Origin of the sequence: Pseudomonas sp. LAMO17WK12:I1, from assembly GCF_900177315.1 — a bacterium.
Classification (GTDB): domain Bacteria; phylum Pseudomonadota; class Gammaproteobacteria; order Pseudomonadales; family Pseudomonadaceae; genus Aquipseudomonas; species Aquipseudomonas marginalis.
In genome coordinates this window covers 62,673-87,995 of sequence record NZ_FWZV01000015.1, presented here as the reverse complement: position 1 = coordinate 87,995, position 25,323 = coordinate 62,673, and the positions used below count along the sequence as shown (strand labels likewise).

Sequence of the window (25,323 nt, the reverse complement as noted above, 5' to 3'; positions counted from 1 at the left end):
TTAAGGAAACACGCTGATGCGCCATACCCGATTCAAGCCCGCCCGCCGCCAGGGCGGTTTTACCTTGCTGGAAATGCTCGCCGTAATCGTGCTGCTGGGCATTGTCGCGACCATCGTGGTACGCCAGGTCGGCGGCAACGTGGACAAGGGCAAGTACGGCGCGGGCAAGGCCCAGCTGGCCAGCCTGAGCATGAAGATCGAAAGCTACGGCCTGGACGTCGGCTCGCCGCCCAAGAGCCTGCAGCAACTGGTCGACAAGCCGGGCAACAGCGCCGGTTGGGCCGGGCCGTATGCCAAGCCGTCGGACCTCAAGGACCCGTTCGGCCATGCCTTCGGCTATCGCTTCCCCGGTGAGCACGGTGCGTTCGACCTGATTTTCTACGGTCAGGACGGCCAGCCCGGCGGCGAAGGCTACAGCGCCGACCTGGGCAACTGGGAATAACCCACGACCATGGCCAACGCCCAACGCGGCTTTACCTTGCTGGAAATGCTGGTGGTGATCGTCTTGATCAGCATCGCGGCCGGCTTGGTAGGGTTTGGCCTGCAACAAGGCCTGCGCGCGGCCAAAGAGCGCCAGGCCGTCGGGCAGGTGGTCGAGGCGTTGCGCAGCACGCGGGCGCGGGCGATTGTCAGTGGCACTACCGAAAGCACGGTGTTCGATTTGCGCAACCTCAGCGTGCAGGCGCCGGGCCGTCCGAAAAAGTATTGGCCGGCCGGGCTGCAAGTGACCCTGCACACCGCCGAGCAAGCCGGCGCGGCGGTGGATTTCTACCCCGATGGCAGCTCCACCGGCGGCCACGTGTTGCTGGCCAACGGCAGTCGGCGTTGGCGCATCGACATCGGCTGGCTGACCGGCAGCGTCGAATCCAAGGCCCTGCCATGAAGCGCCAGGCGGGTTTCACCCTGCTGGAAATGCTCGCCGCGCTGACGCTGATGGCGATCTGTAGCACGGTGCTGCTGGTTGCCTTCGGCCAGAGCGCGCGCTCGTTGTTGCAGGTGGCCCACAGCGACCGCTTGACCCATGCCGCCTTGAGTGTGATGGATCAGGAAGGCATGGGCCCTTTGGCCAGCGGTACACGGCAGGGCGAGTTGGACGGCATCGCCTGGCAACTGCGTATCGCCCAGCAGCCCAGCCGGTTCGGCCAGGCCCATCTGTTTCGCCTGGACCTCACCGTCAGCGAAGGCCCGCGCCAGGCCCGTTTCAGCACCTTGAAACTGCGCGCTGCCGGCGTCGGTGCCGGCTTGTGAAGGCGCGTCAGCAGGGCTTTACCTTGCTTGAGATCATGATCGTACTGAGCCTGCTCGGGGTATTGCTGACCCTGGTCGGCGGTGCGTTGCTGGGCGCCAATCGCGCCGTGCTCAAGGCCCAGCGCTACACGGTCAGCCTGGATGAAATGCGTGCCGCGCAGCAGTTTTTGCGTACCGCCATCAGCGAGGCGTTGCCGCTGGACGTGACCGAGGACGACAGCCAGACCGATGGCTTTTTCGCCGGTGGGCCCCAGCGCATGCAGTTTGTCGCGACCTTGCCGGGTGTGCTCGGCGGCGGGATTCAGCGCTTCACCTTGCAGTTGGTGGGCCCTGAATCGCAGCGCGATTTGCAGGTGGCGTTCGCGCGGTTTGAGTCCCCCGCGCAAGTCAGCGTCCCGGCCTCGCGCAGTGAGCCGCAGGTGTTGTTGAAGGATCTCGAGGACCTGCAATTCAGCTATCGCGGGGTGTCGCCCAAGGGCCAGGCCACCGGCTGGATCAGTGAGTGGCCGTGGACCAAACGCCTGCCTTACGCAGTGCGGATTGACGCACGGGTGAACGGGCCGGTGCCGTGGGTGACCCAGGTGGTTGCCTTGCGCCTGAACCTGTCCGGCGGGGCACCCGAATGATCCGCCATCAACGCGGTGTAGCCCTGCTGCTGGTGCTGTGGGTGCTGGCCTTGCTCAGCCTGTTGCTCGGCGGTTTGGCCGGCTGGGTGCAACTGGAAACACGCCAGGCCGCCTGGCACCGCCAGCATACCCAGGCGGTGCTGGCGGCCGAGGCCGGGGTGGCGCTGGCGATGCAGGCCGTCGCCGACCCGTTGCAGCGCAAGCAGTGGATTGCCGACGGGCGTGAAATTCCGCTGGTGTTCGACGATGCGCAGCTGCGCGTCAGCCTGCACAGCGAGCGCGGCAAGTTGTATTTGAACAGCGCCGAAGTGGGCGATTTCGCCCGCCTGGCCCTGGCCTGCGGTGCGACCCAGGCCCAGGCCAACCACCTCGCCAGGGCCCTGGAGGTGCGGCGTAACCAGGGCCTGGCGCCGTTTCGGGTGGTGGAAGAGGTGCGCCAACTGCCGGGCATGACCCAGGCGTTGTACAGCGAACTGGTGCCCGAGATCAGCCTGTGGAGCGGCCTGGACCGGCCCGATCCGGCATTCGCCAGTGCCTTGATGCGCCGCGCACTGAACCTGCCACATCAGAATGCGGTGGGTGCCGATCCCGGCGACGTGCTGGTGGTCAGCAGCCGCGCCCAACGTCCCGGCGGTTACCACGCCCAGGTGCAGGCCACCGTGTTATTGAGCCCCGCGCAAGGCAGCGCACAACCTTATCGAGTCTTACGTTGGCAAGAATGAACGAACAGTTAACCGCACGGCTTCAGGCGCTGGCGCAGCCCATCACCCAGCGTTGGCGCGGCAGCCTGCTGCAACTGGGCTGGCGCCTGTGGCTCAAGGAGCTGCGTGGCTGCCTGCCGGCATGGTTGTCTTTTGCCGAGATCCCCGAGCATGCCTACGCCTGGCCGCTGACCGACGCGGTGGAAAAGCTGCCTGGCGAAGCGCGTCAGGTGCTGGTGCTGCCGCCTGAAACGGTGTTGGTGCAAACCCTGCAACTGCCCCCGGCGGCAGCGCGCAACCTGTCGACGGTGGTGGGCTATGAACTGGACCGCTTCACGCCGTTCGACGCCGCCCAGTTGTACTTTGTCGCGCGCCAGGAACGCCGCACCCCCACGCACCTGCACGTCACGCTGGTAGCGATCCTGCGTGAGCGCCTCGATCAGATCCTCAATGACTGCGCGGTCCTCGGCTTGCAGCCCCATGCCGTGGATGTCGCAGAGAGCGCAGGCAAACCCATGGGCATCGACTTGCTGCCGGCGCCGTTGCGTCCCCGTCAGCGTCCCCAGGGCAAGGGCCTGCAACGCAGCCTGCCGTGGTTGTGCGGCGCGTTGCTGATCGCGGCGATGCTGCTGTGGCTCAACGACCGCCAGCGCGTGCTCGATGCCATGCAACACAGCGTGCGCGAGCAGAAAGCCCAGGTCGCCGAGATCCAGGCCCTGCGCCAGCAATTGCTCAATACCCGTGGCGCCGCCCAGTACCTGATTCGCCGCAAGGCCGCCCAACCGCCGTTGGCGGCGCTGCTCAGCGAGCTGACCGCGTGCCTGCCCTCGGACACCTGGCTCGACCAGTTGGAAGTCAACGACGGCGCCGACGTGTCCTTCTCCGGGCAGAGCGCCAAGGCCAGTGCCTTGATCACTCGGATCAAGGGCTGCCGCAGCCTGGAAAACGCCCAGTTCGAAGGGGTGATCCAACCCGATGCGCAAACCGGCAAGGATCAATTTTCCTTGCGCGCCCACCTGCACCAGGAGGCCGCCGATGCGCCGACCACTGACACCCCGTGAGCGCCGTGGCGCGGCCCTGATCGCCCTGGCCCTGGTGCTCGGCGCCGGTTACTGGCTGTTGATCGACAGCTGGTTCGCCGGCCCCTTGCGCAGCATGGGCGAGCAGGCCGAGCAGCTGCGTGAACAGCAGCAACGCTACGCCGGTGTGTTGCGCCAGGGCGACAGCCTGCGCCAGCAGTTGGAACAGGCGCGGCAGGACCCGGCCAGCAGCACCAGCCTGTTGCCCGGCGACGACCCGAGCGCGGTGGCGGCGGACCTGATGCAGCGCATCGCCGACCTGATCAACAGCCGCGCCGGCCTCGGTGGCGGTTGCAGCCTGACCCAGCGCATGCCCATCACCCCGGAGCAGGACGACGCCGAGCCCTATCGTCAGGTCAAGGTCAGCCTGACCCTTAACTGCGCCATCGAGCCCTTGACTGCGATCCTGCATGAGTTGGAGTACCAGCGGCCGTTTCTGTTTGTCGATGAGATGAGCATTCGCCGCCCACCGAACGCACCGGCCAGTGGCGGCGCCGGGCAACTGGTGGTGCACCTGTTGGTGCGCGGTTACCTGCAACCGGCCGCCGCCCGGCAGGTGCAACGATGATCCATGCATTGCGTCCCCTGGAATGGCTGTTGCTCGGCGTGGCCGGGCTGTTGGGCCTGCTGATGGTCGGCATCCTCAGCAGCATCGGCGATGCGCCGCAATGGTTGCCGGCGCCAGAGCCCGATGCGCGCGCCAACACCGCCACCAAGGTGCTGGTGGCGCCGAGCGCGACCCTTGAAAGCCTGGCCGGCACCTGGCAGGCGCCGCTGTTCAGCCCCGACCGCAGCCCCGACCGTGCCGTGGGCCAGGCCGGTGTTTCCAGCCTGTCGAGCCTGGTGCTGACCGGGATCGTTCTCGATGGCGACCTGCGCGTGGCGCTGCTCAAGCGTGCCGATGGCCCGCCGCTCAAAGTCCAGCAGGGCCAGACCCTGCCCAACGGCTGGCGCCTGGAACAGCTGACGCCCCGCGATGCCCGTTTTGTCCTCGACGGCCGTACGCAAACCCTGAGCCTGCGGGCCCTGCGCTTGCCGCCGCCGTCCACCACACCCCCGATTACCCTTCCTCACGAGTCCACCCCTTGATCGATACCTTCCCTGGCGCCTTGCGCACCACCGTGTTGTGCCTGGCCACCGCCGTTTCCCTCGGTGGCTGCGGCACCTTCCCCGAGCATCTCGACCCGGACGAGGCCCTGCTGCATGAGGCGATGCAGGGCACCGGTTCGCAACGCCCACCCGTGGACCCGGCCAGCGAACAGGCGCCGGTCGACAGCGGCCAACCCCAGGCGAAGACACCGCCCCAGCGCCAGTTGATACGCGGCAACCAGCAGTTCGTGCGCCAACCGGCAGCAGTCTCGGCTGCCAAGGAGGAGGGCAGCGGCGACATCGTGTTCAACTTCGCCGACCAGCCGATCGAAGCGGTGATCAACAGCGTGATGGGCGACCTGCTGCACGAGAACTACAGCATCGCCCAGGGCGTGAAGGGCAATGTCAGCTTTTCCACGTCCAAGCCGGTGAACAAGCAGCAGGCCTTGTCGATCCTGGAGACCCTGTTGTCGTGGACCGACAACGCCATGATCAAACAGGGCAACCGCTATGTGATCCTGCCGGCCAACCAGGCGGTGGCGGGCAAGCTGGTGCCGGAGATGCGCGTGTCGCAGCCCTCCAGCGGTTTGTCGGCACGCCTGTTTCCGTTGCGTTATATCTCGGCCACCGAGATGCAGAAACTGCTCAAGCCGTTCGCCCGCGAGAATGCGTTCCTGCTGGTGGACCCGGCGCGCAATGTGTTGAGCCTGGCCGGCACCCCCGAGGAACTGGCCAATTACCAGGACACCATCGACACCTTCGACGTGGACTGGCTCAAGGGCATGTCGGTGGGCGTGTTCGGCCTGCAACGGGCGTCGGTGGCCGAGCTGATGCCCGAGCTGCAAAAAATGTTCGGCCCCGACAGCGGCATGCCCCTGGCCGGCATGGTGCGCTTCTTGCCCATCGAGCGGACCAACTCGGTGGTGGCGATCTCGTCGCAGCCGCAGTACCTCAGTGAAGTCGGCGACTGGATCCACACCATCGACGAAGGCGGCGGCAACGAGCCGCAGATGTACGTCTACGACGTGCGCAACATGAAGGCCACCGACCTGGCCAAGTACCTGCGCCAGATCTACGGCACGGGCGCGATCAAGGACGATACCCCGGCCAAGGTCGCCCCCGGTTTGCGCACCGCGACCTTGTCCTCGCCGGGCACCAACAGCACCTCCGGCAGCACGCCCGGTGGCCTGAGCAACAACCTCAATGGCAACCCACCCGCCGCCGAGGATGAGGAGCAGGAGCCCGAGGCCGAGCAGGACACCGCCGAGCAGGGCGCGAGCGAAGACGCCCCGGCCAAAAGCCTCGACGCCGGCACCCGCATCACCGCGCAAAAAAGCAGTAACCAACTGCTGGTCCGCACCCGCCCGGTGCAGTGGAAAGAGATCGAATCGGCGATCAAACGCCTCGACAACCCACCGCTGCAAGTGCAGATCGAAACGCGCATCCTCGAGGTCAAGCTCACCGGTGAACTGGACCTGGGCGTGCAGTGGTACCTCGGCCGCCTGGCTGGTAATTCCACCAGCACCACCGTGGCCAACACCGCCGGCAGCCAGGGCGCGTTGGGCGGCGGCGGGGCAGGGTTGGGCGCGACGGATTCGTTGTTCTACTCCTTCGTCAGCTCCAACCTGCAAGTGGCCCTGCACGCCCTCGAAACCAACGGCCGCACCCAGGTGCTGTCGGCGCCGTCGCTGGTGGTGATGAACAACCAACCGGCGCAGATCCAGGTGGGCGACAACATCCCGATCAGCCAGACCACGGTCAACACCGGCACCTCCGACACCACCTTGAGCAGTGTTGAATACGTGCAGACCGGGGTGATCCTCGACGTCGTGCCGCGGATCAATCCGGGTGGACTGGTGTACATGGACATCCAGCAGCAGGTCAGCGATGCCCAGGACCAGCAGGCGTCCAGCAACGACACCCAGGCCAACCCGCGTATCTCCACGCGTTCGGTATCCACCCAGGTCGCGGTGCAGAGCGGGCAGACAGTGCTACTGGGCGGGTTGATCAAGCAGGACAACGCGGAGAGTGTCAGTGCGGTGCCTTACCTTGGGAAAATTCCGGGGTTGCGCTGGTTGTTTGGCAATACCAGCAAGTCCAAGGACCGCACGGAATTGATTGTGCTGATTACCCCGAGGGTGATTACCAGCAGCAGCCAGGCGCGGCAGGTGACGGATGACTATCGCCAGCAGATGCAGTTGTTGAAGCCGGCTAACTGAAATGTGGGAGGGGCGGTGCGACGATTCGACTTGCCCCCGATGGCGGCCTCTGGGCCGACCATTTTTTTGGATTGGACCGGGTACATATCCGTTGCTGCGGTAACGGCCGCTATGGGTTCCGCCCTTACGGCGGCTCACTTTTGAACAGCGCAAAAGTAAGCAAAACGCTTCGCCCCACCACTCGGCACCTCGCCTAGGCTCGGTGTGCCCGTAATCCGACAGTGATGTGGGGGGCCGCCGCCACGCGCCATCCATGGCGCGGGGCGGCTAAACCGGCATCCCTGCCGGTTTACTCCCCAAATCACTATCGAATTCCGGCCAGCGTGGTTTAACGGGGCGCCTGAGACCAAGATCTAAAGCAAGATCAAGGGCGGCTCGCTTCGCATCGTGGTTACCGTTGGTTAATACAACGTTGTGTAGATACCCATACTCATCGGGGCATAGGTATCTACACAATTTTCAGAGACTGGCGAGTTCCCCTGTGGCGAGCGGGCTTGTCCCGCGTTGGGCTGCGTAGCAGCCCCAGTAAAGCTGAATGCGGTGTATCAGAAACTCCATAGCGGCTGTTTTGGGGCCGCTACGCGGCCCAACGCGGGACAAGCCCGCTCGCCACAGGGAGATTTATCAGAGGCTGAAAAGTTGTGTAGATATCCATGCCCCGATGCGGGAGTGTCAGTTGATGCATCTGTAGCTGACCCACTGCCATCAGGGGGCAAGTCGAACCGTCGCACCGCCCCTCCCACATTTGGATTTGCATACCTCAGGTAGACCTCGGCCTGAGCTAAAGGCCAATCTCGAAAAGACATTATTTATATGAATAAAAAAACTAAAAAATAATAAAATTAGAGAATATTAGCTTATATCAAAACAGCATTGTATTTTCAAAACCCATTCCGTTATGTTTGATCGCAACAGCCTACCCCTGACCTCGGATGGTACCCAGCGTAATCAAGATTCTGCGCGCCATAACCGGGTGATCATCCCCGCAGCAGAATCGTTGGAAGGGAGTTCAACGTATGTTGCCAATTCAAACCCAGCGCCACACCTAGTCCCCAATCGCCGCAACCCCCCTGAAAAAAACCGAGCACCGCGCCCGCCCGCGTGACTGCCCGACTTTGCGATTTGGAATGTCTGGAGTGGCTATGAAGCAAGTCTTACAACCGACCGCCATCCTGGCGCTGGCAATCCTGGCCACTACCGCCCGGGCCCAGGACGACAGCACCCTTTCCACCGTGGTGGTCACCGGTAACCGTGGCGCCGAACAACGCACGGTCACCAGCAGCCCGGTGCCGATCGATGTGGTCAGCGCCAAGCAATTGCAGAGCACCGGCAAGCCCGGTTTGATGGAGGCGTTGAGCGCGGTGATCCCATCGCTGACCCTGCCGGAAAAAACCGGTTGGGACGCCAGCGGCATCGCCCGTGCGCCGAACCTGCGCGGCATGAGTGCCGCCGAAGTGCTGGTGCTGGTCAATGGCAAGCGCCGCCACACCGCGGCCACCCTGAACATCAACGGCATCAACACCGGCGCCGCGCCGGCAGACCTGGATTTGATCCCGATCAGCGCCATCGACCACGTCGAAGTCCTGCGCGACGGGGCCGCCGCCCAGTACGGCTCCGATGCCATCGCCGGGGTCATCAACGTGATCCTCAAGGCCGACACCAGTGGCACCTCGGTGACCAATGTCGGCCAGGGTTACGACGGCAAGAAACAGACCGTGCAGCAAAGCCTCAACAAGGGCTTCGAGATCGGCAACGGCGGCATCGTGCAGTTGGCCCTGGACGCGCGCAGTCAGAACGACGACAACAAGGCCAGCGCCAACGGCTACACCTACGCCCAGGCCTTTGAGCAGGCCGGCCGCTCCACCTATGGCGGCTACGGCACACCGAAGACCAACCTGCTGACCCTGGGCTACAACGCCGAATTGCCGATCGACGACAGCTTCAGCCTGTATTCCTTCACCACCTATTCGCGGCGCAAGGCCGAGCAGGGCCAGAACTTCCGCCTGCCGACCATCACCAACACCATCACCACCGGGCCTAACGGTTACCCCGGCGGCTACACGCCGACCTGGTATATCGACGAGGACGACTTCCAGGCCGCATTCGGCGGTAAAGGCACCGTCGGCGAGTGGGACTGGGACCTGTCCACCACCTACGGACGCAACGAGGCGGAGCAGGGCACCACCCATAACCAGAACCCATCCCTGGGCGAGGCCACGCCGAACAGCTTCACCTCCGGTACCTGGATTTCCACCGAGCTGACCACCAACCTCGATTTCAAGCGCGGCTTCGACATCGGCCTGCAAAAGCCGCTGGACCTGAGCTACGGTTTCGAACATCGCCGCGACACCTACGAGGTGCAGGCCGGTGACTATGAGTCCTACGCCAACGGCGGCTACTGCGTGGCACCGGGTAACTGTGCGTCGTCCGGGGCCCAGGTCACCAACGGCATCTCGCCGGATGAAGAAAGCAGCGCCTCGCGCAACAGCCTCGCCAGTTACGTCGACGTGGGCTTCAACCCGGTGCCGGACTGGTACGTGGGTACCGCGTTTCGCTACGAGCATTACAACCAGGGCGTGGGCGCTACCCGCAGCGGCAAGCTGACCACCCGCTACGACTTCACCCCGCAGTTCGCCGTGCGCGCCACCGTGAGCAATGGCTTCCGTGCACCGTCCCTGGCCAACAGCCTGTTCAGTGCGCGGTCCACCACCTATGGCGTGGTCGACGGCGTGTACCAATCGATCAACTACGGCGTGCTGCCGGTAGGTTCGGCCGCTGCCCAGGCCTTGGGGGCGCAGGAACTGAAACCCGAGCGTTCCACCAACTTCAGCCTGGGTTTCACGCTGACCCCCAGCGATCGCCTGCGCTTCACCGCCGACGCCTACGTGATCAACCTGCGCGACCGCATCACCCTCACGGGCACCTTGCTCGGCCCGGAAATCACCCAGGTGCTGCAAGGCAATGGCATCACCTCCACCTCCGGCGGCCAGTACTTCATCAACGGCGCCGACACCCGCACCAAAGGCCTGGACCTGGTCGGCAACTACAGCCAGGACCTCGGCCCCTATGGCGCGCTGAAATGGACCGCCGCGTTCAACTGGAACCAGACCAGAATCCTCAATTACAAGGAATCCACCACGATCCTGGGCACGGCCTATGACCTGATGGACCGCCAGGCCCGCAACCTGATCACCGGCGTGCAGCCCAGCACCAAGCTGATCCTCGGTGGCGACTGGAGCATCGAACGCTTCAACCTCAACCTGGCCCTGACCCGCTACGGCTCTTACAAAGAGGTCAACGTCTCCGCCGACCGCAGCCTCGACCGGGTCTACAGCGCCAAGTGGATCACCGACCTCGATCTTGGCTACAACCTCACCAAAGACCTCAACGTGGCCATCGGCGCCAAGAACCTGTTCGACGTCTACCCGAAAAAACAAGGTGTACCGAGCAGCACCATGGTCAGCAGCTACGGCACCTATTCGCCCTACGGTTTTACCGGCGGGTACTACTACACCCGCTTGACCTATGCCTTCTAGGCCGAGGAATACATCATGCCCATCGTTGCCAAATCCTATGACCTGATTGACTCGCCCGGCGCGCTGCGCCAGGCCCGTGTGTCCACACCGATCAAAGCCCTGCAGGTGGTGCCCGCGCGGCACCCCTGGCGCTGGGCCGGGTCGATCTTTGCCGCGCTGGTGCTGCTCGCCATCGCCCATTCCCTGGCCACCAACCCGCGCTGGGAGTGGGGCGTGTTCGGCCAGTGGTTCTTCTCGCCGTCGGTGCTGCGTGGCCTCGGCCAGACCCTGTTGCTGACGCTGCTGAGCACGGTGTTCAGCGCCATCCTCGGCACTGCGCTGGCGTTGGCGCGGCTGTCGGGCTCGCCGCTGCTGGCGGCCCTGGCCTGGGGCTACATCTGGTTTTTCCGCTCGATGCCGGCGCTGCTGGTGCTGATCATCCTCTACAACTTCGCCTACCTGTACGACCACATTGTCCTCGGCGTACCGTTCACCAGCGTGGTGTTCGCCGAGTGGTCGACGGTGGACGTGCTCAGCCAATTCACCGTGGCCGTACTGGGCCTGAGCCTGATGCAGGCGGCGTACGCGGCGGAGATCATTCGCGGCGGCCTGATCGGTGTGGATGCCGGCCAGCATGAAGCGGCGGCGGCCCTGGGCCTGCCGGCCTCGCGGCGGATCTTCCGGATCATCCTGCCCCAGGCGCTGCGCTCGATCCTGCCGTCGGGGTTCAATGAAATCATCGGCCTGGTCAAGGGCACCTCCATCGTCTACGTGCTGGCGCTGCCGGAGCTGTTCTACACCGTGCAGGTCATCTACAACCGCACCCAGGCGGTGATCCCGTTGCTGATCGTCGCCACCGTCTGGTACCTGATCATCACCACCGTGCTCACCAGCGCCCAGTACTACGTCGAGCGGCATTTTGCCCGGGGTACGGCCAGGGTGCTGCCGCCCACGCCGTGGCAACGCGTGCGCCGCTGGCTGAAGGAGAACACCCATGAGTGAAGCCCGCGCCGGCCGTATCCAGATCCAGGGCGTGGGCAAGCGCTTTGGCAATCAACAGGTGTTGAAAGACATCGACCTGACCATCGATCCGGGCAAGGTCACGGTGATTCTCGGGCCGTCCGGCTCGGGTAAATCCACCTTGCTGCGCACCATCAACCACCTGGAAAAGATCGACAGCGGGCACATCACCATCGACGGTGAATACGTCGGCTATCGACGCAAGGGCGACCTGCTTTACGAGCTCAAGGAACGCGAGATTCTCAAGCGCCGTATCGACGTCGGTTTTGTGTTCCAGAACTTCAACCTGTTCCCGCACCTCACCGCCTGGGAAAACGTCGCCGAGGCGCCGCTGGCGCACAAGCGCTGGAGCAAGGCCGACGCCCAGGCCAAGGCCACCGCACTGTTGGCCAAGGTTGGCCTGGCGGACAAGGTCGATGCCTACCCACGCCAGCTTTCCGGCGGCCAGCAACAGCGCGTCGCCATTGCCCGCGCACTGGCGCTGGACCCCAAGGTGCTGCTGTTCGATGAACCCACCTCAGCCCTCGACCCGGAACTGGTGGGCGAAGTACTCGACGTGATCAAGGGCCTGACCCGGCTGGGCGTGACCCTGGTGATCGTCACCCACGAAATCGGCTTTGCCCGCGAAGTGGCCGACCACGTGGTGTTTCTCTGCGACGGCGAGTTGATCGAAGAAGGCCCGCCCGAACAGATTTTCCGCCAACCCCGACATCCCCGCACCGTGGCCTTTCTCGGCAAGGTGCTTTAGTTCAAGGAGTGACTGCCCATGTTCATCAACATCACCCGCGTGGCCCTGCTGGCGCTGGCCGTCAGTGCTGCGCAAAGCGCATTCGCCGTGCAACAGGTCGACCTCAGCCCCGACCGCCCACGCATCCATGTGCCGCGTAACGAAGCGGCGATTGCGCAGATCCCGCCGGGCTTCAAGTTCGCCCAGCCGGGCAAGTTCACCGTGGCCGTGTCCGGCGTGGCAGGGCCGCCCCTGGCGCTGCTGGCCAGCGACGACAAGACCACCATCGGCAGCGAAGCCGACACCGCGCAACTGGTGGCCGACAGCCTCGGCCTGCAACTCAATGTGGTGCAGACCAGCTGGGAAGACTGGCCCCTGGGCGTCAGCTCGGGCAAGTACGACGCGGTGATCAGCAACGTCACGGTGACCGAGGCGCGCAAGAAGCGCTTTGACTTCGCCACCTATCGCCAGGATGTGCTCGGCTTCTACGTCAAGACCACCAGCAAGATCAGCGAGATCAAGCAGGCAGCCGATATTGCCGGGCTGAAGATCATCGTCGGCTCCGGCACCAACCAGGAAAAAGTCCTGCTGGCCTGGAACGAGGCCAACGAAAAGGCCGGCCTCAAACCCGCGCTGTTGCAGTACTTCGACGACCAGGCCGCCGCGCAACTGGCGGTGCAGTCGGGGCGCAGCGATGCGCTGTTCGGGCCCAACTCGGTGTATGCCTATTCGGCGGCGATCACCGGCGGCATCAAGCGCGTCGGCACGGTGAACGGTGGCTGGCCATTGCAGGCGGACATTGCCGTGACCACCCGCAAGGACAACGGCCTGGTCAAGCCGATCCACACCGCCCTGGAAGGCGCGATTGCCGGCGGCCAGTACGAGCAGGTGCTGCAACGCTGGGGCCTGGATGTGGAACGCGTCGACAAGTCGCTGATCAACCCACCGGGCCTACCGGATTAAGGAGCAATCGACATGGGACTGACACGACGTGAAGCGTTGTCGAGCATCGCTGCGGTAGGCGGCGAAAAAGCCGTCAAGGATGCACTCGCGGTACTCGGCCTCGGGCCGTCATCGCACCGCCGACCGCAACCGTTGAAACTCAAGGACGGCCTGGGGCAGGGCACCCGCGTGCTGGTGCTGGGCGCCGGGATTGCCGGGCTGGTCACCGCCCTGGAACTGACCCGCGCCGGGTTCAGCGTGCAGGTGCTGGAAGCCCGTGAGCGGGTCGGCGGTCGCACCTGGACAATCCGCCATGGCGACCGCGTGGACTACAAGGATGGCCGCACGCAAACCGCCGCGTTCGAGCCGGGGCATTACTTCAACGCCGGGCCTGCACGGATTCCCAGCCAGCACCGCACGATCCTCGACTATTGCAGTGAGCTGGGGGTGCCGCTGGAAGTGCTGGTCAACAGCAGCCATGGCGCCCAGGTGCGGCCGGATGTGAACCAGCCGGCCTTCAGCGTCGGCCAGGCGATCAACGATGCGCGCGGGCACGTGTCCGGGTTGCTGGCCAAGGCGGTGCAGCGCGATGCCCTCGACGATGTGCTGAGCGCCGAGGAACGCACGCGCTTGCTGGCGTTTTTGCACGTGTATGGCGACCTGTCCCAGGAGCTGGCCTTTGAGGGCACGATCCGTTCGGGGCACCTCGAATCCCCGGCCCATCCCGGCGCCTTGCCCGCCAGCCGCAGCCCGTTGGCACTGGACCAACTGCTGCACCCCGAGTTGTGGGGCGCCTTGCTGCACACCGAATTCCCGGAGTTTTCGGCGACCATGTTCCAACCGGTGGGCGGCATGGACCGCATCACCGACGCCTTCTACCGGCGCGTCAGCGATCACGTGCAACTGGGCGCCCAGGTGCGCCAGATCCGTCAGTTGGAAAACGGCGTGGCCGTGACCTACCACGACCAACGCAGCGGTCGCGAGCAGGTGGTACGCGCCGACTATCTGGTCTCGACCTTGCCGCTGCCATTGCTGGCCAAGCTCGACACCGACTTCAGCGACCCGATCAAGGCCGCCTTGCTCAGCACCCGCAGCGACCAGGCCACCAAAGTGGCGTGGCAGTCCCCACGCTTCTGGGAAACCGACTACCGCACCTACGGCGGCCTGTCGTGGATCGAACACCCGGCGCGCCTGCTCTGGTACCCGAGCAACGACCTCAACACCCGCGAGGGCCTGCTGGTGGCCGGCTACGTGACCGGGGAGGGCGCCGATGCGTTTGGCGCGCGACCGTTCGACCAGCAGTACGCCACCTCCAAGGAAGCGGTGGAACTGCTGCATCCGGGCTACTCCAGGCACCTGCGTCACCCGCTGGCGGTGTCCTGGGAACAGATCCCCTTCAGCGAAGGCCCGTGGCTGCAACGTGAACACTTCCCGGCCGATGCCAGCGCCTTGCTCGAAGAAGGCCACGGCCGCGTGTACTTCGCCGGCGACGGCCTGGTGCAAAGCGGCGTGGGCATCTGGCAGGAATCGGCGGCCAACTCGGCGCGGCATGTGGTCGCGCAACTGGCTGAACGCGTGACCCAACAACGACAGGTCGCGGCACTCGCCGCCTCTTAAGGAGACACACCATGAGCGACAGCATTCAACGCACCAGCGTCGGCGATTTCCCGATCTCGCAGACCGTCACCGTACCGGCGTCCGCCAGCCTGATCTTTGTCAGCGGGACCTTGCCGGACCTGGTTGATCCAACGGTTCCCGGGGTGTTTGGCAACACCGAAGTGCAGACGGTTTCGGTCTTCAACAAGCTGCGCCAGATCCTGCGCCAGCAAGACCTGGACCTGGGCGATATCGTGCAGTTACGGGTATTCCTGGTCGGCGCCGAGGAAACGGGCGGCAAGCTGGATTTCGCCGGGTTGCAGCGTGGGTATACGCAGTTCTTCGGCACCCCCGAGCAGCCGAACAAGCCCGCACGCACCGCGTTGCAGGTCGTGGCGTTGCCATTGCCCGGTGCACTGGTGGAAATCGAAGCCATCGCCGCCAGGACGGCGTGACAATCCCTCGCAAGTAACTCCCCTCCAGCCCCCTCACAACCGCTTCCGGGCTTCGGCGTGACTGCGCCGAACGCCCCGGCGGGCGCCTGCCAGACAGCGTTTCCAACCTTCCTGAAGCCCCTCCCGCACAAAGATAAATCTTGTATTTAAACGCCTGCGACGTATTATCCAAGCAATGTCTTGTGTATATACCTGAGGCTGGATTTCCCTTTCGACAAATACGGAGGTTTGAATGACTGTGGAGGCAGGGTTACTGGGTCACTCGATGTCAGTGTTCCTGGGCGTACAGGCCGTTGGCTTGAGCCTGTGGCTGAGCATTGCGGTGCTTAACAACTGGCAAGCGTTTCGCAGCTCGGTAGGCGCGGTAGGCGCAACCATGGCCATGGAGCCGTTGCGCCAGAGCCCCGCCATCGACATTCCCTTGCTGGTGCGGGCCGTGCGTTCACCCCGTCTGCACCAACTGGCGCTGCTGGTGGTGCTGGCCCTGCAACTGGTCGCTGCACTCGCGGCCTGGACCGGCAGTTATCACTTGATCCTCGGCGACGGCCTGCTGTCGGCAAGGCCCTGGCTCAACCTCGCCCTGAGTGCGTTTTCGGCGTTTGTGTTCGCGATGCTGCTGGGGGGCTTGTGGTTCGGCTACTGGATTCGCCAGGAGGGGTTGCAACTGACTCACCTGGTGCTGTCGATCTGGGCGGTACTGGCCTTCTTCCTGTTTAACCACAGCTGGCTGTGAACCGCGCGTAATGCACTCATCGTGATAAGGACGTCCATGAACAAGAAGAAGATAACCAGCCTGGTGTTGATTCCGGTGGCGGTCATCGCGGTGGTGATGATGTCGCGCGCGCCGTCCCAGGCCCAATCCGCCGATGCCCCCGCCAGCGCGTTGACCAAGGTGGCCCTGGGGGCGGTGCAATTGCGCCCGGCCAATGTGTATTTCGCCGGCGTCGGTGAGCTGGAAGCGGCCTCCCAGGTGCAGGTTTCCGCCGAGGTCGGCGGGCGGGTCACCTTGATCAACTTCGAGTCGGGCCGCCAGGTCAAGGCTGGCGAGGTGCTGGTCAAACTCAACGATGCCCCGGAACAGGCCGAGCAGTTGCGGCTGCAGGCCCAGGTGCGCAATGCCGAGATCATCCGCAAGCGCGTGACCGGGCTGGTCAGGGAAAACGCCGCGACCCAGGAACAGCTCGACAACGCCCGGGCCGCCCATGACATGGCCTTGGGCGAGTTGAAAAAAGTCCAGGCACTGATTGCCCAGAAGACTATCCGCGCACCCTTCGCCGGGGTGCTGGGGATTCGCCAGGTCAACGAAGGGCAGTACCTCAATGTCGGCGATCGTATCGTCAGCCTGGTCAACACCCAGGTGCTCTATGTCAATTTTTCCCTGGATGAGCAGCTCAGTCGCCGCCTGGTCATCGGGCAAACCGTGGGCGTGCTGATCGACGCCTACCCTGACCGGGTGTTCAAGGCGCGGATCAGTGCCGTCGACCCGATGATCGGCCGCTCACGCACGGTGCAGGTGCAGGCCACGCTGGAGAGCCCGGACGCCCGCCTCAAGCCGGGCATGTACGCCAGCGTCAAAGTGGCCGATACCGAGGTGGCCGATGTGCTCACCGTGCCGGAAACGGCGGTGGCCTACACCGCCTATGGCGATACCGTTTTCCTTGCCCGCCCGGACCAGGGCGCCACGCTGGTGGTCAAGCGGGTGGCGGTGAAAATCGGCCAGCGCCAGGACGGTTGGGTCCAGATCCAGGAAGGCTTGCACGAGGGTGACCAGGTGGTGACCTCCGGACAACTCAAGCTCAGTGACGGCATGGCGGTGCAGGCGACCGATGACACCCTGGCCCTGCCTGCGTCCAAACCGCCTGTGACGGGCATCTGATTCTTCGCCCAGAGAACGCTCATGACTTTCACCGATATTTTCGTTCGGCGGCCGGTGCTCGCGCTTGTCGTCAGTATTCTGATCCTGCTGCTGGGGATCATGTCCTTGTTGCAGCTGCCGATCCGCCAGTACCCGATGCTGGAAAGCTCCACCATCACCGTGACCACCGAATACCCCGGCGCGTCATCCGACCTGATGCAGGGCTTCGTCACTCAACCGATTGCCCAGGCGGTGTCATCGGTGGAAGGCGTGGATTACCTGTCGAGTTCGTCGGTGCAGGGGCGCAGCGTGGTCACGGTGCGCATGGAGCTCAACCGTGACTCGACCCAGGCGCTCACGGAAGTCATGGCCAAGGTCAACCAGGTGCGTTTCCGGCTGCCGGAGCAGGCCTATGACCCGGTGATCGAGCGCTCGTCCGGCGAGTCGACGGCGGTGGCCTATATCGGGTTCTCCAGCCCGACCCTGTCGACCCCGGCCTTGACCGATTACCTGGCACGGGTGGTGGAGCCGGTGATGAGCACCATCGAGGGCGTGGCCAAGGTCCAGGTGTTCGGCGGGCAAACCCTGGCGATGCGCCTGTGGATCGACCCCGCACGGCTGGCTGCGCGCGGCCTGACCGCCGCCGATGTGGCCGACGCGGTGCGCCGCAACAACTACCAGGCGGCGCCGGGCAAGGTCAAAGGCCTGTTCGTGGTCGCCAACCTGCGGGTCAATACCGACCTGACCAACGTCAATGAATTTCGCGATTTGGTGCTGCGCAACGATGGCAACGGCCTGGTCCGCCTGAAGGATGTCGGCACCGTGGAGCTGGGCGCGGCGTCCAGCGAAACCAGTGCCACCATGGACGGCGTTTCGGCCGTGCACCTGGGGTTGTTCCCGACGCCCGGCGGCAACCCGCTGGTGATTGTCGACGGTATCAAGAAACTCCTGCCGGACGTGCGCAAGACCCTGCCGCCGGACGTCAAGGCCGAGCTGGCGTTTGAAACCGCGCGCTTTATCCAGACCTCCATCGACGAGGTGATGAAGACCCTGCTCGAGGCCTTGCTGATCGTGGTGATCGTCATCTACCTGTGCCTGGGGTCGTTGCGCACGGTACTGATTCCGGTGGTGACCATCCCCTTGTCGATGCTGGGGGCCGCGGCGCTGATGCTGGCGTTCGGTTTCAGCCTCAACCTGTTGACGCTGCTGGCGATGGTGCTGGCCGTGGGGCTGGTGGTGGACGATGCGATTGTGGTGGTGGAGAACGTGCACCGGCATATCGAGGAGGGCAAGACCCCGGTGGCGGCCGCCCTGGTCGGTGCGCGGGAAGTGGCGGGGCCGGTGATCGCCATGACCATTACCCTGGCGGCGGTGTATGCGCCCATCGGCATGATGGGCGGCCTCACGGGGGCGTTGTTTCGGGAGTTCGCCCTGACCCTGGCCGGCGCGGTGATCGTGTCCGGCGTGGTGGCGCTGACGTTGTCGCCGGTCATGAGCTCGTTCCTGCTGCAGTCCAAGCAATCGGAAGGGCGCATGGCGCACCTGGCCAACCGTTTCTTCGACGGCCTGGCCCTGCGTTATGCCAAGGTACTGGACCTGTCGCTGCGGCATCGCTGGCTCAGCGGGCTGTTTGCCTTGCTGGTGATGATCAGCCTGCCGTGGCTGTACCAGTTGCCGCAGCGGGAGCTGGCGCCCACCGAGGACCAGGCCGGGCTGCTCACCGCCATCAAGGCGCCGCAACATGCCAACCTGGAATACGTCGAGCGCTTTTCCACCAAGCTGAATGAGGTCTATGGGCGCCTGCCGGAAACCGTCAGCACCTGGATCATCAATGGCAGCGACGGCATCGCCTCGAGCATTGGCGGCATCAACCTGACGTTGTGGGGCGAGCGCGAGCGCACCGCCGCGCAGATCCAGGTCGACCTGCAGGCGGCCACCAACGATGTGGAAGGCACCAGCATCTTTGCCTTCCAGTTGCCTGCCTTGCCGGGCTCCACCGGTGGCCTGCCGGTGCAACTGGTGCTGCGCAGCTCCCAGGATTACCGCGTGCTGTACGAAACCATGGAGCAGATCAAGCAGAAGGCCCGCGACAGTGGGTTGTTCGCCGTGGTCGACAGTGACCTGGACTATAACAACCCGGTGGTACAGGTGCGGGTGGACCGGGCCAAGGCCAACAGCCTGGGGATCCGCATGCAGGACATCGGAGAGTCGCTGGCGGTGCTGGTGGGGGAAAACTACCTCAATCGCTTTGGCCTGGAGGGCCGCTCCTATGATGTGATTGCCCAGAGCCCGGGCAGTGAGCGACTGACGCCCGAAGCCCTGACCCGCCAGTATGTGCGCACGGAAGACGGCACGCTGATTCCGCTGTCGACGGTGATCCAGGTGTCCGAGCACGTCGAACCCAACAAGCTGACCCAGTTCAACCAGCAGAACGCCGCGACCTTCCAGGGCGTGCCGGCGGCCGGGGTCACCCTGGGCGACGCCGTGGCGTTCCTGGAGGGCGTCACCGCCGAGTTGCCCGTAGGGTTCAGCTACGACTGGCAATCCGATGCGCGGCAGTACACCCAGGAAGGCAATGCGCTGCTGCTGGCGTTCCTGGCGGCGGTGATCGTGATCTACCTGGTACTGGCGGCGCAGTACGAAAGCCTGATGGACCCGCTGATCATCCTGATCACCGTGCCGCTGTCCATCAGCGGCGCGCTGATTCCCCTGGCGCTGGGCTACGCCACGATCAATATCTACACCCAGATCGGCCTGGTGACCCTGATCGGGCTGATCAGCAAGCACGGCATCCTGATGGTCGAGTTCGCCAACGCCCTGCAGGCCCAGGAACACCTCGACCGTTCCGAGGCGATACGCAAGGCCGCGCAGATTCGCTTGCGGCCGATCCTGATGACGACGGCGGCCATGGTGGTCGGCCTGGTGCCGCTGCTGTTCGCCTCGGGGGCCGGGGCCAACAGCCGCTATGGCCTGGGGGTGGTGATTGTATCGGGCATGCTGATCGGCACTTGCTTCACCCTGTTCGTGCTGCCGACGGTCTACACCCTGCTGGCCCGCAAGCATTCCCTGGCGGCCGCGACCCCACGGGCCCAGTCCCTGGCGCAAACCCTGAGGAGCGAACCATGAAGCCCGGCAAAACTGTCACCACCGTGCTGGCGCTGACGCTGCTCAACGGCTGCATGGTCGGGCCGCATTACGAAAAGCCCGTAACCCCGCCGATCAGCCTGGTCACCGCGCAAAAGGCCTTGTTCGCCCAACAGGCGCCCGTGCAGGCCCAGTGGTGGTCGTTTTTTGACGACGCCGAGCTCGATCGCCTGATCGACACGGCGCTGGCGCATAACCATGACATTCGCCAGGCCCAGGCCAACCTGTTGGCCTCCCGTGCGGTGTTCGATGACCGCCGGCTCGACCAGTATCCCGGCGTCACCGCCCGTGCCGCCTATGGCCGCAGCCTGGAGCAGCAGTTGCCGTTCGACGGTGGGCCACCGGAGCGGATGCTGTCGCAGACCTATCGCGCCGGCTTTGATGTGCAGTGGGAGATCGATGTGTTCGGGCGTTTGCAGCGCCTGACCGCATCGGCCATGGCACGTTCCCAGGCGGCGCAGGCGGACCTGGCGCTGATGCAGTTGAGCATCGCCGCCGACGTGGCGCGTTATTACTACGAGCAGCAAGGCTTGACCCGCAGCCTGGAGGTGGCCCAGGCCCAGGTCAGTGCCTGGCGCGAAACGCTCACGCTGACCAGCGCCCAGGTGCGCGCCGGCAGCGGCCAATTCGAGGATCAGCAAAACGCCCATGCCAACCTGCTGCTCAGTGAGGCAGCGATTCCACCGTTGCTGACGCGGATCCAGGAAACCGGTTATCGCCTGGACGTATTGACCGGCCAACCACCGCGTCAACAGCAGGCCCTGGCCAAGGCGCATTTCCTCGCGCCCCTGGCCCGGCAACTGCCCTTGGGCGATGTCGACCAGTTGATCCGCAATCGTCCGGATGTGGTCAGCGCCGAACGCCTGCTGGCCGCCAGCACCGAAGACGTCGGCGCCGCCACGGCGGACTTGTACCCACGCCTGAACCTGGGCGGTTTCATTGGCTTCTTCGCCCTGCGTGGCGGCGACCTGGGCAGCGCGTCCCGCGCGTATGAGCTGGCGCCGTCGGTGGACTGGCCGGCGTTTCGCCTGGGCAACGTGCGCGCACGCCTGCGCGGTTCCCAGGCCCAGGCCGAAGGTGCCTTGGCGCGCTATCAACAGTCGCTGCTCAAGGCCCAGGAAGATGTGGAAAATGCACTGATGCGCCTGGCGCAGGACCAGACCCGCCTGGGCGCCTTGCTGGCGTCCGCCACCCATGCCGAGCAGGCGATCGACATCGCCAGCAAACGCTACCGCAGCGGTTCGGGCACCTACATGGCGGTGCTGGAAAACCAGCGTGCGTTTTTCCTGATCAAGAAGGACGTGGCCGATGCCGAGACGGCGTCCTACCTCAACGCCATCGCGCTATACAAGGCGCTGGGCTGGGGCAGTGGCGGTGCGCAGCAGGCTCAATCAGCGGACAAACCATTGGCCAGCAACTGAGCCTTGAGATCGGGCCGGTAGTTACGTGCATACGTGCGGCCCACGGTGCTTGACCAGGACTGGCCGTCCGCACGGCCGATGATCTGCCAATGGCGCATCAGGTGCTGGTCATAGGCACTGATCGCCGGTGCGAGCGCGGCCGGGTTGTAGCGCTCGTCGTGACGGAAGGCTTCGATGCCCATGCGCGGTTTCTGTGCCGCCGGCTCGTGCACATGACCCAGGGCCAGGCCGCACAGGGCGAAGGTCTGCTCGGGCAGCCCGAGCAGCTCGATCATCGCCTCGGCGTTGGCACGAATGCCGCCCACCGGCACCACGCCCAACCCCAATGAGCGTGCGGCGATCATCAGGGTGCTGAGGATGATGCCGCCGTCGGTGCTGGCGGCGATCAGCCCTTCCAAGTGCCGCTGGATCTGCTGTTGCTGGCCATTGAGCGCGGCACCGACGGCGGTCTTGTGAAAGTCCACCACCAGGGTGATAAACACCGGTGCCGACGCGATCCAGGGCTGGCCGCCGGCTATTGCCGCAATGCGTTGGCGGGTGCCTGCGTCGCGCACGACCACCACGGAAATATGCTGGGCATTGAAGGACGTCGGCGCCAGGTGGCCGGCCCGCAAGATGGCATCCAGGTGTTCGTCGCTGACGGGCGTGGGTTGGAAGCTGCGCTCGCTGCGGTGGTTGGCGAGCAAGTCGATAGTCGGGGTCATGGCCTTATTCCTTTAGGGCGGTTGGTGTGGGGCGGTCAGGTGCGCGGTTGGATGTTATAGACGCAACGCCGGTCCCCGGAGATCAGGTGTTCGCAGCGTTCGACAAGGGTGTCGTCACCCATGGCTGCACGAAATATCTGCAGCTCCGAGCGGCAGAAACCCTGGCATTTGCGCGCGGCAGCGCAGATCGGGCAATGGTTTTCGATCAGCAGCCAACCTTCACCTGCGGGTTCCATATGCGCCATATAGCCGGCGAGTTCGCGGATGCGCACCAGGATGGCGACTTTTTCTTCCAGGGACGAGGCTTGCGAACACGCCTGGACGTACTCCTGGCGGTTGGTCGCTTCCATGCTGGTGATGATTTTCTCGATGCCGTCACTGCCGAAAACCCCCTCGATGGATTCGATCAGGTGCAGGGTCAGCACGCTGTGGGAATCGGGGAATTTGTTCTGCGCAGTGTCCGTCAGCGCCCACTTCAACGAAGGGCGGCCGGCCCCGGAGGTGGGTGCCGAAACGCCGACGATCAGTTCCGATGCCTGCAACTTCTGGATTTGTTGCCGGGTTGCCTCAAACGTGAGTTCCAGCAGGGACGCCAGTTCGGTGGTTTTCAACGGGCCACGGGTCTTGAGCAAAAACAGGATGCGTTCAGCGGTGGATGACTGGGTATCGTCGGCAGGTCTGGAGGTCATAAATCGCGTGTAACCATGGGGAGTGAGGGCATCACTGGAGTTCGTCGACCTTTGGCGCCATCCATTGCGTAAGGGGTAGTGGGCATGAGCATAGTCATTTTTGCTGCTCAGGAAAATAATAAATAAATGGAATCAATAGGTAATTATAAATAGCAAATAATTATAAAAGGTTTGCCTTGCTTTTGTAGGGCTTACGACTAGGATCGTAGCTAGCTTTTTGGAAGCTGCTCGTAAACATTCATTTGCACACGACTCCGGACCGTTAAAAAACACGCTGCGTCCCAAGCACTCATCGCTCGCCGACGCCAGTGAAGACAAAAACATTCAAGGAAGAGAATCTGTATGAATGCGCAAAAGCCGACGACCATCTATGAGCACGCCGATGAAGTAACCGCTCTGTCCAGCGTGGTCGACCTGGTAAAACTCTCCGACCAGTATCGACAATCCGCCATCCTTCACTTCGCCGTAGCGCAGCACCTCTTCGATCACACCGCCCGCCCGGCTACCGCCAACGCGATCAGCCAGCAATTGGGCTGGGTGCCCAACAAGGCGAAGATCTTTCTCAATGGCCTGGTCGCCCTGGGCCTGTTGAAAAAGTCCGCCGACACCTATACCAACCAGCCCCTGGCCGAGCGTTTCCTGGTCAGCCGCAGCGCTGAGTTCATCGGCCCGATCATTGCCCACCAGCGCTTGCAGTGGCAGAACTGGCCACGCCTCGGGGAGATCCTGAGCAGCGCCGAGTCCATGGATTTCCAGCAGGAGAACCGCTTCAAGCACGACATTGCCGCACGTGATGCCTTCAACGATGCGATGGTGCGCTTCAGTCAACCCATGGTCGATGTGCTCAAGGAATTGCCGGTGTTCGATACCGCCAGCAAGGTCATCGACCTGGCCGGTGGACACGGCACCTACATCGCCGAAATCGCTCGGCGGCACCCTCAGGTCCAGGGCGAAATCTGGGACCTGGCCGCCACGCGCCAGTCCGCCGAAAGCACCGTCGAGAAGTACCAGTTGGCGGGGCGCCTGACGTTCAAGGAGCGTAACCTGCTGGACCTGGCCCGCTACGAAGGTGAAAGCGCCGACGTGATCATGGTCAATGATTGCCTGCACTATTTCACCCGCGAAGAAACCAGCACGCTGATCCGCTCGGCGGCCCAATTGGTCAACGACGGCGGTTCGTTGCTGGTGCTGAGCATGACCCTGGAAGACGATGAAATTCACCCGGCGCTGTCGGCGGATTTCTCCCTGCACATGATGGTCAACACGGTGCACGGCGAACTGCATCCCACCCGCTGGATCGCCGAACAGATGGTTGCCCAGGGCTTTGAGGTGGTCCAGGAGCCTATCGGGCGCTACAGCCTGTTGATCGGTCGCCGCACTGAGGGGAGGGTTGCCTGATGCTGCGCTTTATTACCTTGTACAGCTCCGACACGGCCGCACGTCTGAACGGCTTTCTCGAGCCGTTGAACACCTGCGCGAAAGCCGCCGGTTTTGAACTGTGCGCTGCCGTTGAGGGCGCGCAGTTACCCCAGGCCGACGGGTTTATCCTGCTGGTGTCGGCGGCAGACAGCCTCGATACCCTCACTGCCCGGCTCGCGGCATTGGCCGATGGCTACCACAACAAGGCGGTCAGCATCGTGCGCCTTGCCGAAGGCAGCGCCGGGCAACCTGCCGGCGATCCGCTGAACGCGGCATTGCTGCAACGCACGGCCTGTTTCATTTACCCCCATGGCCTGGCGATCACTGACGCGGGCGTATCCACGGACACGGTGAAAAACTGGCTGGCCGGTTTCTCCAAATTCGCCGCCGCGATCAAAATGTGGCGGTCCCTGGAAGGCGTATCCATCGAGGCGGCCGCGCTGGAATCCCAGCGTCCGCAACTGACCCACATCAACATCCTCACCCGTAACCTGGAAGCCTCCCAGGCGTTTTATCGCGACATCTTCGGCGCCCACTATTGCTACAACCTGGGGCCACGCAAAGTGGTGATGGAGTTGAACGGGTTCGACTTCTTCATCGAGCACAATCCCGACTTTGTCTACCCGCCGGGCTACCACATCGGCATTCGTGCGCTGCCGGAGGATGTCAAGCGCATCGCCGACAAGGTGGCTGCCGACGACAACATCACCCTGGTCAAGGGCAATGGCCCCGCGCCGGGTTATCACCACGGTCCGGACAACGTCCGCACGGCCGTGTACTTCGAAGATCCCGATGGCCTGGTGGTTGAGGTGTACTCCACCGAAATCGAGATGATCGAGACCAATCGAAGGTTGCTGCTCGACCGACTCTGATA

General features: G+C 64.0%; 23 protein-coding genes. 21 read left to right on the top strand and 2 right to left on the bottom strand.

The features are described 5' to 3' along the window. Positions 1–16 precede the first annotated feature (16 nt). The 19 genes from gspG to B9N88_RS25780 all read left to right on the top strand — a co-directional run bounded on the left by gspG (position 17) and on the right by B9N88_RS25780 (position 21,637). Positions 17–442: a type II secretion system major pseudopilin GspG gene (gene gspG / locus B9N88_RS25875; protein ID WP_027607415.1), complete on the top strand. Its 426-nt coding sequence runs from the start codon at positions 17–19 to the stop codon at positions 440–442. 9 nt (positions 443–451) lie between these two features. Beyond that, the gene (locus tag B9N88_RS25870; RefSeq protein ID WP_027607416.1) at positions 452–883 is read left to right on the top strand and encodes a type II secretion system protein; all 432 of its coding nucleotides are present in this window, start codon (positions 452–454) and stop codon (positions 881–883) included. After that, complete coding sequence (locus B9N88_RS25865) at positions 880–1,248, top strand: type II secretion system protein (protein WP_027607417.1); 369 nt, start codon at positions 880–882, stop codon at positions 1,246–1,248. The genes B9N88_RS25870 and B9N88_RS25865 overlap by 4 nt, the downstream gene beginning before the upstream one ends. Then, complete coding sequence (locus B9N88_RS25860) at positions 1,245–1,874, top strand: prepilin-type N-terminal cleavage/methylation domain-containing protein (protein ID WP_027607418.1); 630 nt, start codon at positions 1,245–1,247, stop codon at positions 1,872–1,874. The genes B9N88_RS25865 and B9N88_RS25860 overlap by 4 nt, the downstream gene beginning before the upstream one ends. After that, a complete protein-coding gene (locus B9N88_RS25855; protein WP_043293746.1) occupies positions 1,871–2,596 on the top strand; it encodes a hypothetical protein in 726 nt (241 codons plus the stop codon). Before B9N88_RS25860 ends, B9N88_RS25855 begins: the two co-directional genes overlap by 4 nt. Continuing rightward, on the top strand, positions 2,593–3,636 hold the full coding sequence (locus B9N88_RS25850) for a type II secretion system protein GspL (protein WP_027607420.1): 1,044 nt from the start codon (positions 2,593–2,595) through the stop codon (positions 3,634–3,636). The genes B9N88_RS25855 and B9N88_RS25850 overlap by 4 nt, the downstream gene beginning before the upstream one ends. Beyond that, positions 3,611–4,222 carry a type II secretion system protein GspM gene (gene gspM / locus B9N88_RS25845; protein WP_024076406.1) on the top strand — a complete coding sequence of 204 codons (612 nt, stop codon included), beginning with the start codon at positions 3,611–3,613 and terminating at the stop codon, positions 4,220–4,222. Before B9N88_RS25850 ends, gspM begins: the two co-directional genes overlap by 26 nt. Further along, the gene (locus tag B9N88_RS25840; protein ID WP_027607421.1) at positions 4,219–4,743 is read left to right on the top strand and encodes a general secretion pathway protein GspN; all 525 of its coding nucleotides are present in this window, start codon (positions 4,219–4,221) and stop codon (positions 4,741–4,743) included. The genes gspM and B9N88_RS25840 overlap by 4 nt, the downstream gene beginning before the upstream one ends. Then, the gene (gene gspD / locus B9N88_RS25835) at positions 4,740–6,962 is read left to right on the top strand and encodes a type II secretion system secretin GspD (RefSeq protein ID WP_027607422.1); all 2,223 of its coding nucleotides are present in this window, start codon (positions 4,740–4,742) and stop codon (positions 6,960–6,962) included. The genes B9N88_RS25840 and gspD overlap by 4 nt, the downstream gene beginning before the upstream one ends. Before the next feature lie 1,142 nt (positions 6,963–8,104). Next, a complete protein-coding gene (locus B9N88_RS25825; protein ID WP_027607423.1) occupies positions 8,105–10,498 on the top strand; it encodes a TonB-dependent receptor plug domain-containing protein in 2,394 nt (797 codons plus the stop codon). 15 nt (positions 10,499–10,513) lie between these two features. Next, the gene (locus B9N88_RS25820; RefSeq protein ID WP_027607424.1) at positions 10,514–11,479 is read left to right on the top strand and encodes an amino acid ABC transporter permease; all 966 of its coding nucleotides are present in this window, start codon (positions 10,514–10,516) and stop codon (positions 11,477–11,479) included. Then, entirely contained in the window at positions 11,472–12,245 is a 774-nt protein-coding gene (locus B9N88_RS25815) for an amino acid ABC transporter ATP-binding protein (protein ID WP_027607425.1), read from the top strand. The genes B9N88_RS25820 and B9N88_RS25815 overlap by 8 nt, the downstream gene beginning before the upstream one ends. Positions 12,246–12,263: 18 nt before the next feature. After that, positions 12,264–13,187 (top strand): ABC transporter substrate-binding protein, encoded by a 924-nt coding sequence (locus B9N88_RS25810; protein ID WP_027607426.1) that lies wholly within the window; start codon positions 12,264–12,266, stop codon positions 13,185–13,187. Positions 13,188–13,199: 12 nt separating this feature from the next. Next, positions 13,200–14,783, top strand: a complete 1,584-nt coding sequence (locus tag B9N88_RS25805) for a flavin monoamine oxidase family protein (protein WP_027607427.1) — start codon at positions 13,200–13,202, stop codon at positions 14,781–14,783. 11 nt (positions 14,784–14,794) lie between these two features. Beyond that, a complete protein-coding gene (locus tag B9N88_RS25800) occupies positions 14,795–15,217 on the top strand; it encodes a RidA family protein (protein WP_027607428.1) in 423 nt (140 codons plus the stop codon). A 232-nt stretch (positions 15,218–15,449) separates the two neighbouring features. Beyond that, a complete protein-coding gene (locus tag B9N88_RS25795; protein WP_043293747.1) occupies positions 15,450–15,950 on the top strand; it encodes a DUF2165 family protein in 501 nt (166 codons plus the stop codon). A 36-nt stretch (positions 15,951–15,986) separates the two neighbouring features. Then, positions 15,987–17,093, top strand: a complete 1,107-nt coding sequence (locus tag B9N88_RS25790) for an efflux RND transporter periplasmic adaptor subunit (RefSeq protein WP_027607430.1) — start codon at positions 15,987–15,989, stop codon at positions 17,091–17,093. A gap of 21 nt (positions 17,094–17,114) precedes the next feature. Then, the gene (locus B9N88_RS25785) at positions 17,115–20,198 is read left to right on the top strand and encodes a MexW/MexI family multidrug efflux RND transporter permease subunit (RefSeq protein WP_027607431.1); all 3,084 of its coding nucleotides are present in this window, start codon (positions 17,115–17,117) and stop codon (positions 20,196–20,198) included. Next, positions 20,195–21,637, top strand: coding sequence for an efflux transporter outer membrane subunit (locus B9N88_RS25780; protein WP_027607432.1), 1,443 nt, complete (start codon positions 20,195–20,197; stop codon positions 21,635–21,637). The genes B9N88_RS25785 and B9N88_RS25780 overlap by 4 nt, the downstream gene beginning before the upstream one ends. Here B9N88_RS25780 and B9N88_RS25775 read toward each other — a convergent pair. Further along, positions 21,604–22,341: a nitroreductase family protein gene (locus tag B9N88_RS25775; protein WP_027607433.1), complete on the bottom strand. Its 738-nt coding sequence runs from the start codon at positions 22,339–22,341 to the stop codon at positions 21,604–21,606. The genes B9N88_RS25780 and B9N88_RS25775 overlap by 34 nt on opposite strands. A 35-nt stretch (positions 22,342–22,376) precedes the next feature. Further along, positions 22,377–23,030, bottom strand: coding sequence for a helix-turn-helix transcriptional regulator (locus tag B9N88_RS25770; protein ID WP_027607434.1), 654 nt, complete (start codon positions 23,028–23,030; stop codon positions 22,377–22,379). Between the two features lie 342 nt (positions 23,031–23,372). Between B9N88_RS25770 and B9N88_RS25765 the strand changes: the two genes are divergently transcribed. Together B9N88_RS25765 and B9N88_RS25760 are read left to right on the top strand one after the other, a co-directional pair. Continuing rightward, positions 23,373–24,428, top strand: coding sequence for a class I SAM-dependent methyltransferase (locus B9N88_RS25765; protein WP_027607435.1), 1,056 nt, complete (start codon positions 23,373–23,375; stop codon positions 24,426–24,428). Beyond that, positions 24,428–25,321, top strand: a complete 894-nt coding sequence (locus B9N88_RS25760) for a VOC family protein (protein WP_027607436.1) — start codon at positions 24,428–24,430, stop codon at positions 25,319–25,321. The genes B9N88_RS25765 and B9N88_RS25760 overlap by 1 nt, the downstream gene beginning before the upstream one ends. Positions 25,322–25,323 lie beyond the last annotated feature (2 nt).

Bases quoted from the DNA above. Each gene is read 5' to 3' on its own strand.
- B9N88_RS25795 (WP_043293747.1), top strand. From the start codon at position 15,450: ATGACTGTGGAGGCAGGGTTACTGGGTCACTCGATGTCAGTGTTCCTG.
- B9N88_RS25790 (WP_027607430.1), top strand. From the start codon at position 15,987: ATGAACAAGAAGAAGATAACCAGCCTGGTGTTGATTCCGGTGGCGGTC.
- B9N88_RS25770 (WP_027607434.1), bottom strand. From the start codon at position 23,030: ATGACCTCCAGACCTGCCGACGATACCCAGTCATCCACCGCTGAACGC.
- B9N88_RS25780 (WP_027607432.1), top strand. From the start codon at position 20,195: ATGAAGCCCGGCAAAACTGTCACCACCGTGCTGGCGCTGACGCTGCTC.
- gspG (WP_027607415.1), top strand. From the start codon at position 17: ATGCGCCATACCCGATTCAAGCCCGCCCGCCGCCAGGGCGGTTTTACC.
- B9N88_RS25765 (WP_027607435.1), top strand. From the start codon at position 23,373: ATGAATGCGCAAAAGCCGACGACCATCTATGAGCACGCCGATGAAGTA.
- B9N88_RS25870 (WP_027607416.1), top strand. From the start codon at position 452: ATGGCCAACGCCCAACGCGGCTTTACCTTGCTGGAAATGCTGGTGGTG.
- B9N88_RS25820 (WP_027607424.1), top strand. From the start codon at position 10,514: ATGCCCATCGTTGCCAAATCCTATGACCTGATTGACTCGCCCGGCGCG.
- B9N88_RS25800 (WP_027607428.1), top strand. From the start codon at position 14,795: ATGAGCGACAGCATTCAACGCACCAGCGTCGGCGATTTCCCGATCTCG.
- B9N88_RS25810 (WP_027607426.1), top strand. From the start codon at position 12,264: ATGTTCATCAACATCACCCGCGTGGCCCTGCTGGCGCTGGCCGTCAGT.
- gspM (WP_024076406.1), top strand. From the start codon at position 3,611: ATGCGCCGACCACTGACACCCCGTGAGCGCCGTGGCGCGGCCCTGATC.
- B9N88_RS25825 (WP_027607423.1), top strand. From the start codon at position 8,105: ATGAAGCAAGTCTTACAACCGACCGCCATCCTGGCGCTGGCAATCCTG.
- B9N88_RS25815 (WP_027607425.1), top strand. From the start codon at position 11,472: ATGAGTGAAGCCCGCGCCGGCCGTATCCAGATCCAGGGCGTGGGCAAG.
- B9N88_RS25850 (WP_027607420.1), top strand. From the start codon at position 2,593: ATGAACGAACAGTTAACCGCACGGCTTCAGGCGCTGGCGCAGCCCATC.
- B9N88_RS25840 (WP_027607421.1), top strand. From the start codon at position 4,219: ATGATCCATGCATTGCGTCCCCTGGAATGGCTGTTGCTCGGCGTGGCC.
- B9N88_RS25805 (WP_027607427.1), top strand. From the start codon at position 13,200: ATGGGACTGACACGACGTGAAGCGTTGTCGAGCATCGCTGCGGTAGGC.
- B9N88_RS25785 (WP_027607431.1), top strand. From the start codon at position 17,115: ATGACTTTCACCGATATTTTCGTTCGGCGGCCGGTGCTCGCGCTTGTC.
- B9N88_RS25855 (WP_043293746.1), top strand. From the start codon at position 1,871: ATGATCCGCCATCAACGCGGTGTAGCCCTGCTGCTGGTGCTGTGGGTG.
- B9N88_RS25775 (WP_027607433.1), bottom strand. From the start codon at position 22,341: ATGACCCCGACTATCGACTTGCTCGCCAACCACCGCAGCGAGCGCAGC.
- B9N88_RS25760 (WP_027607436.1), top strand. From the start codon at position 24,428: ATGCTGCGCTTTATTACCTTGTACAGCTCCGACACGGCCGCACGTCTG.
- B9N88_RS25865 (WP_027607417.1), top strand. From the start codon at position 880: ATGAAGCGCCAGGCGGGTTTCACCCTGCTGGAAATGCTCGCCGCGCTG.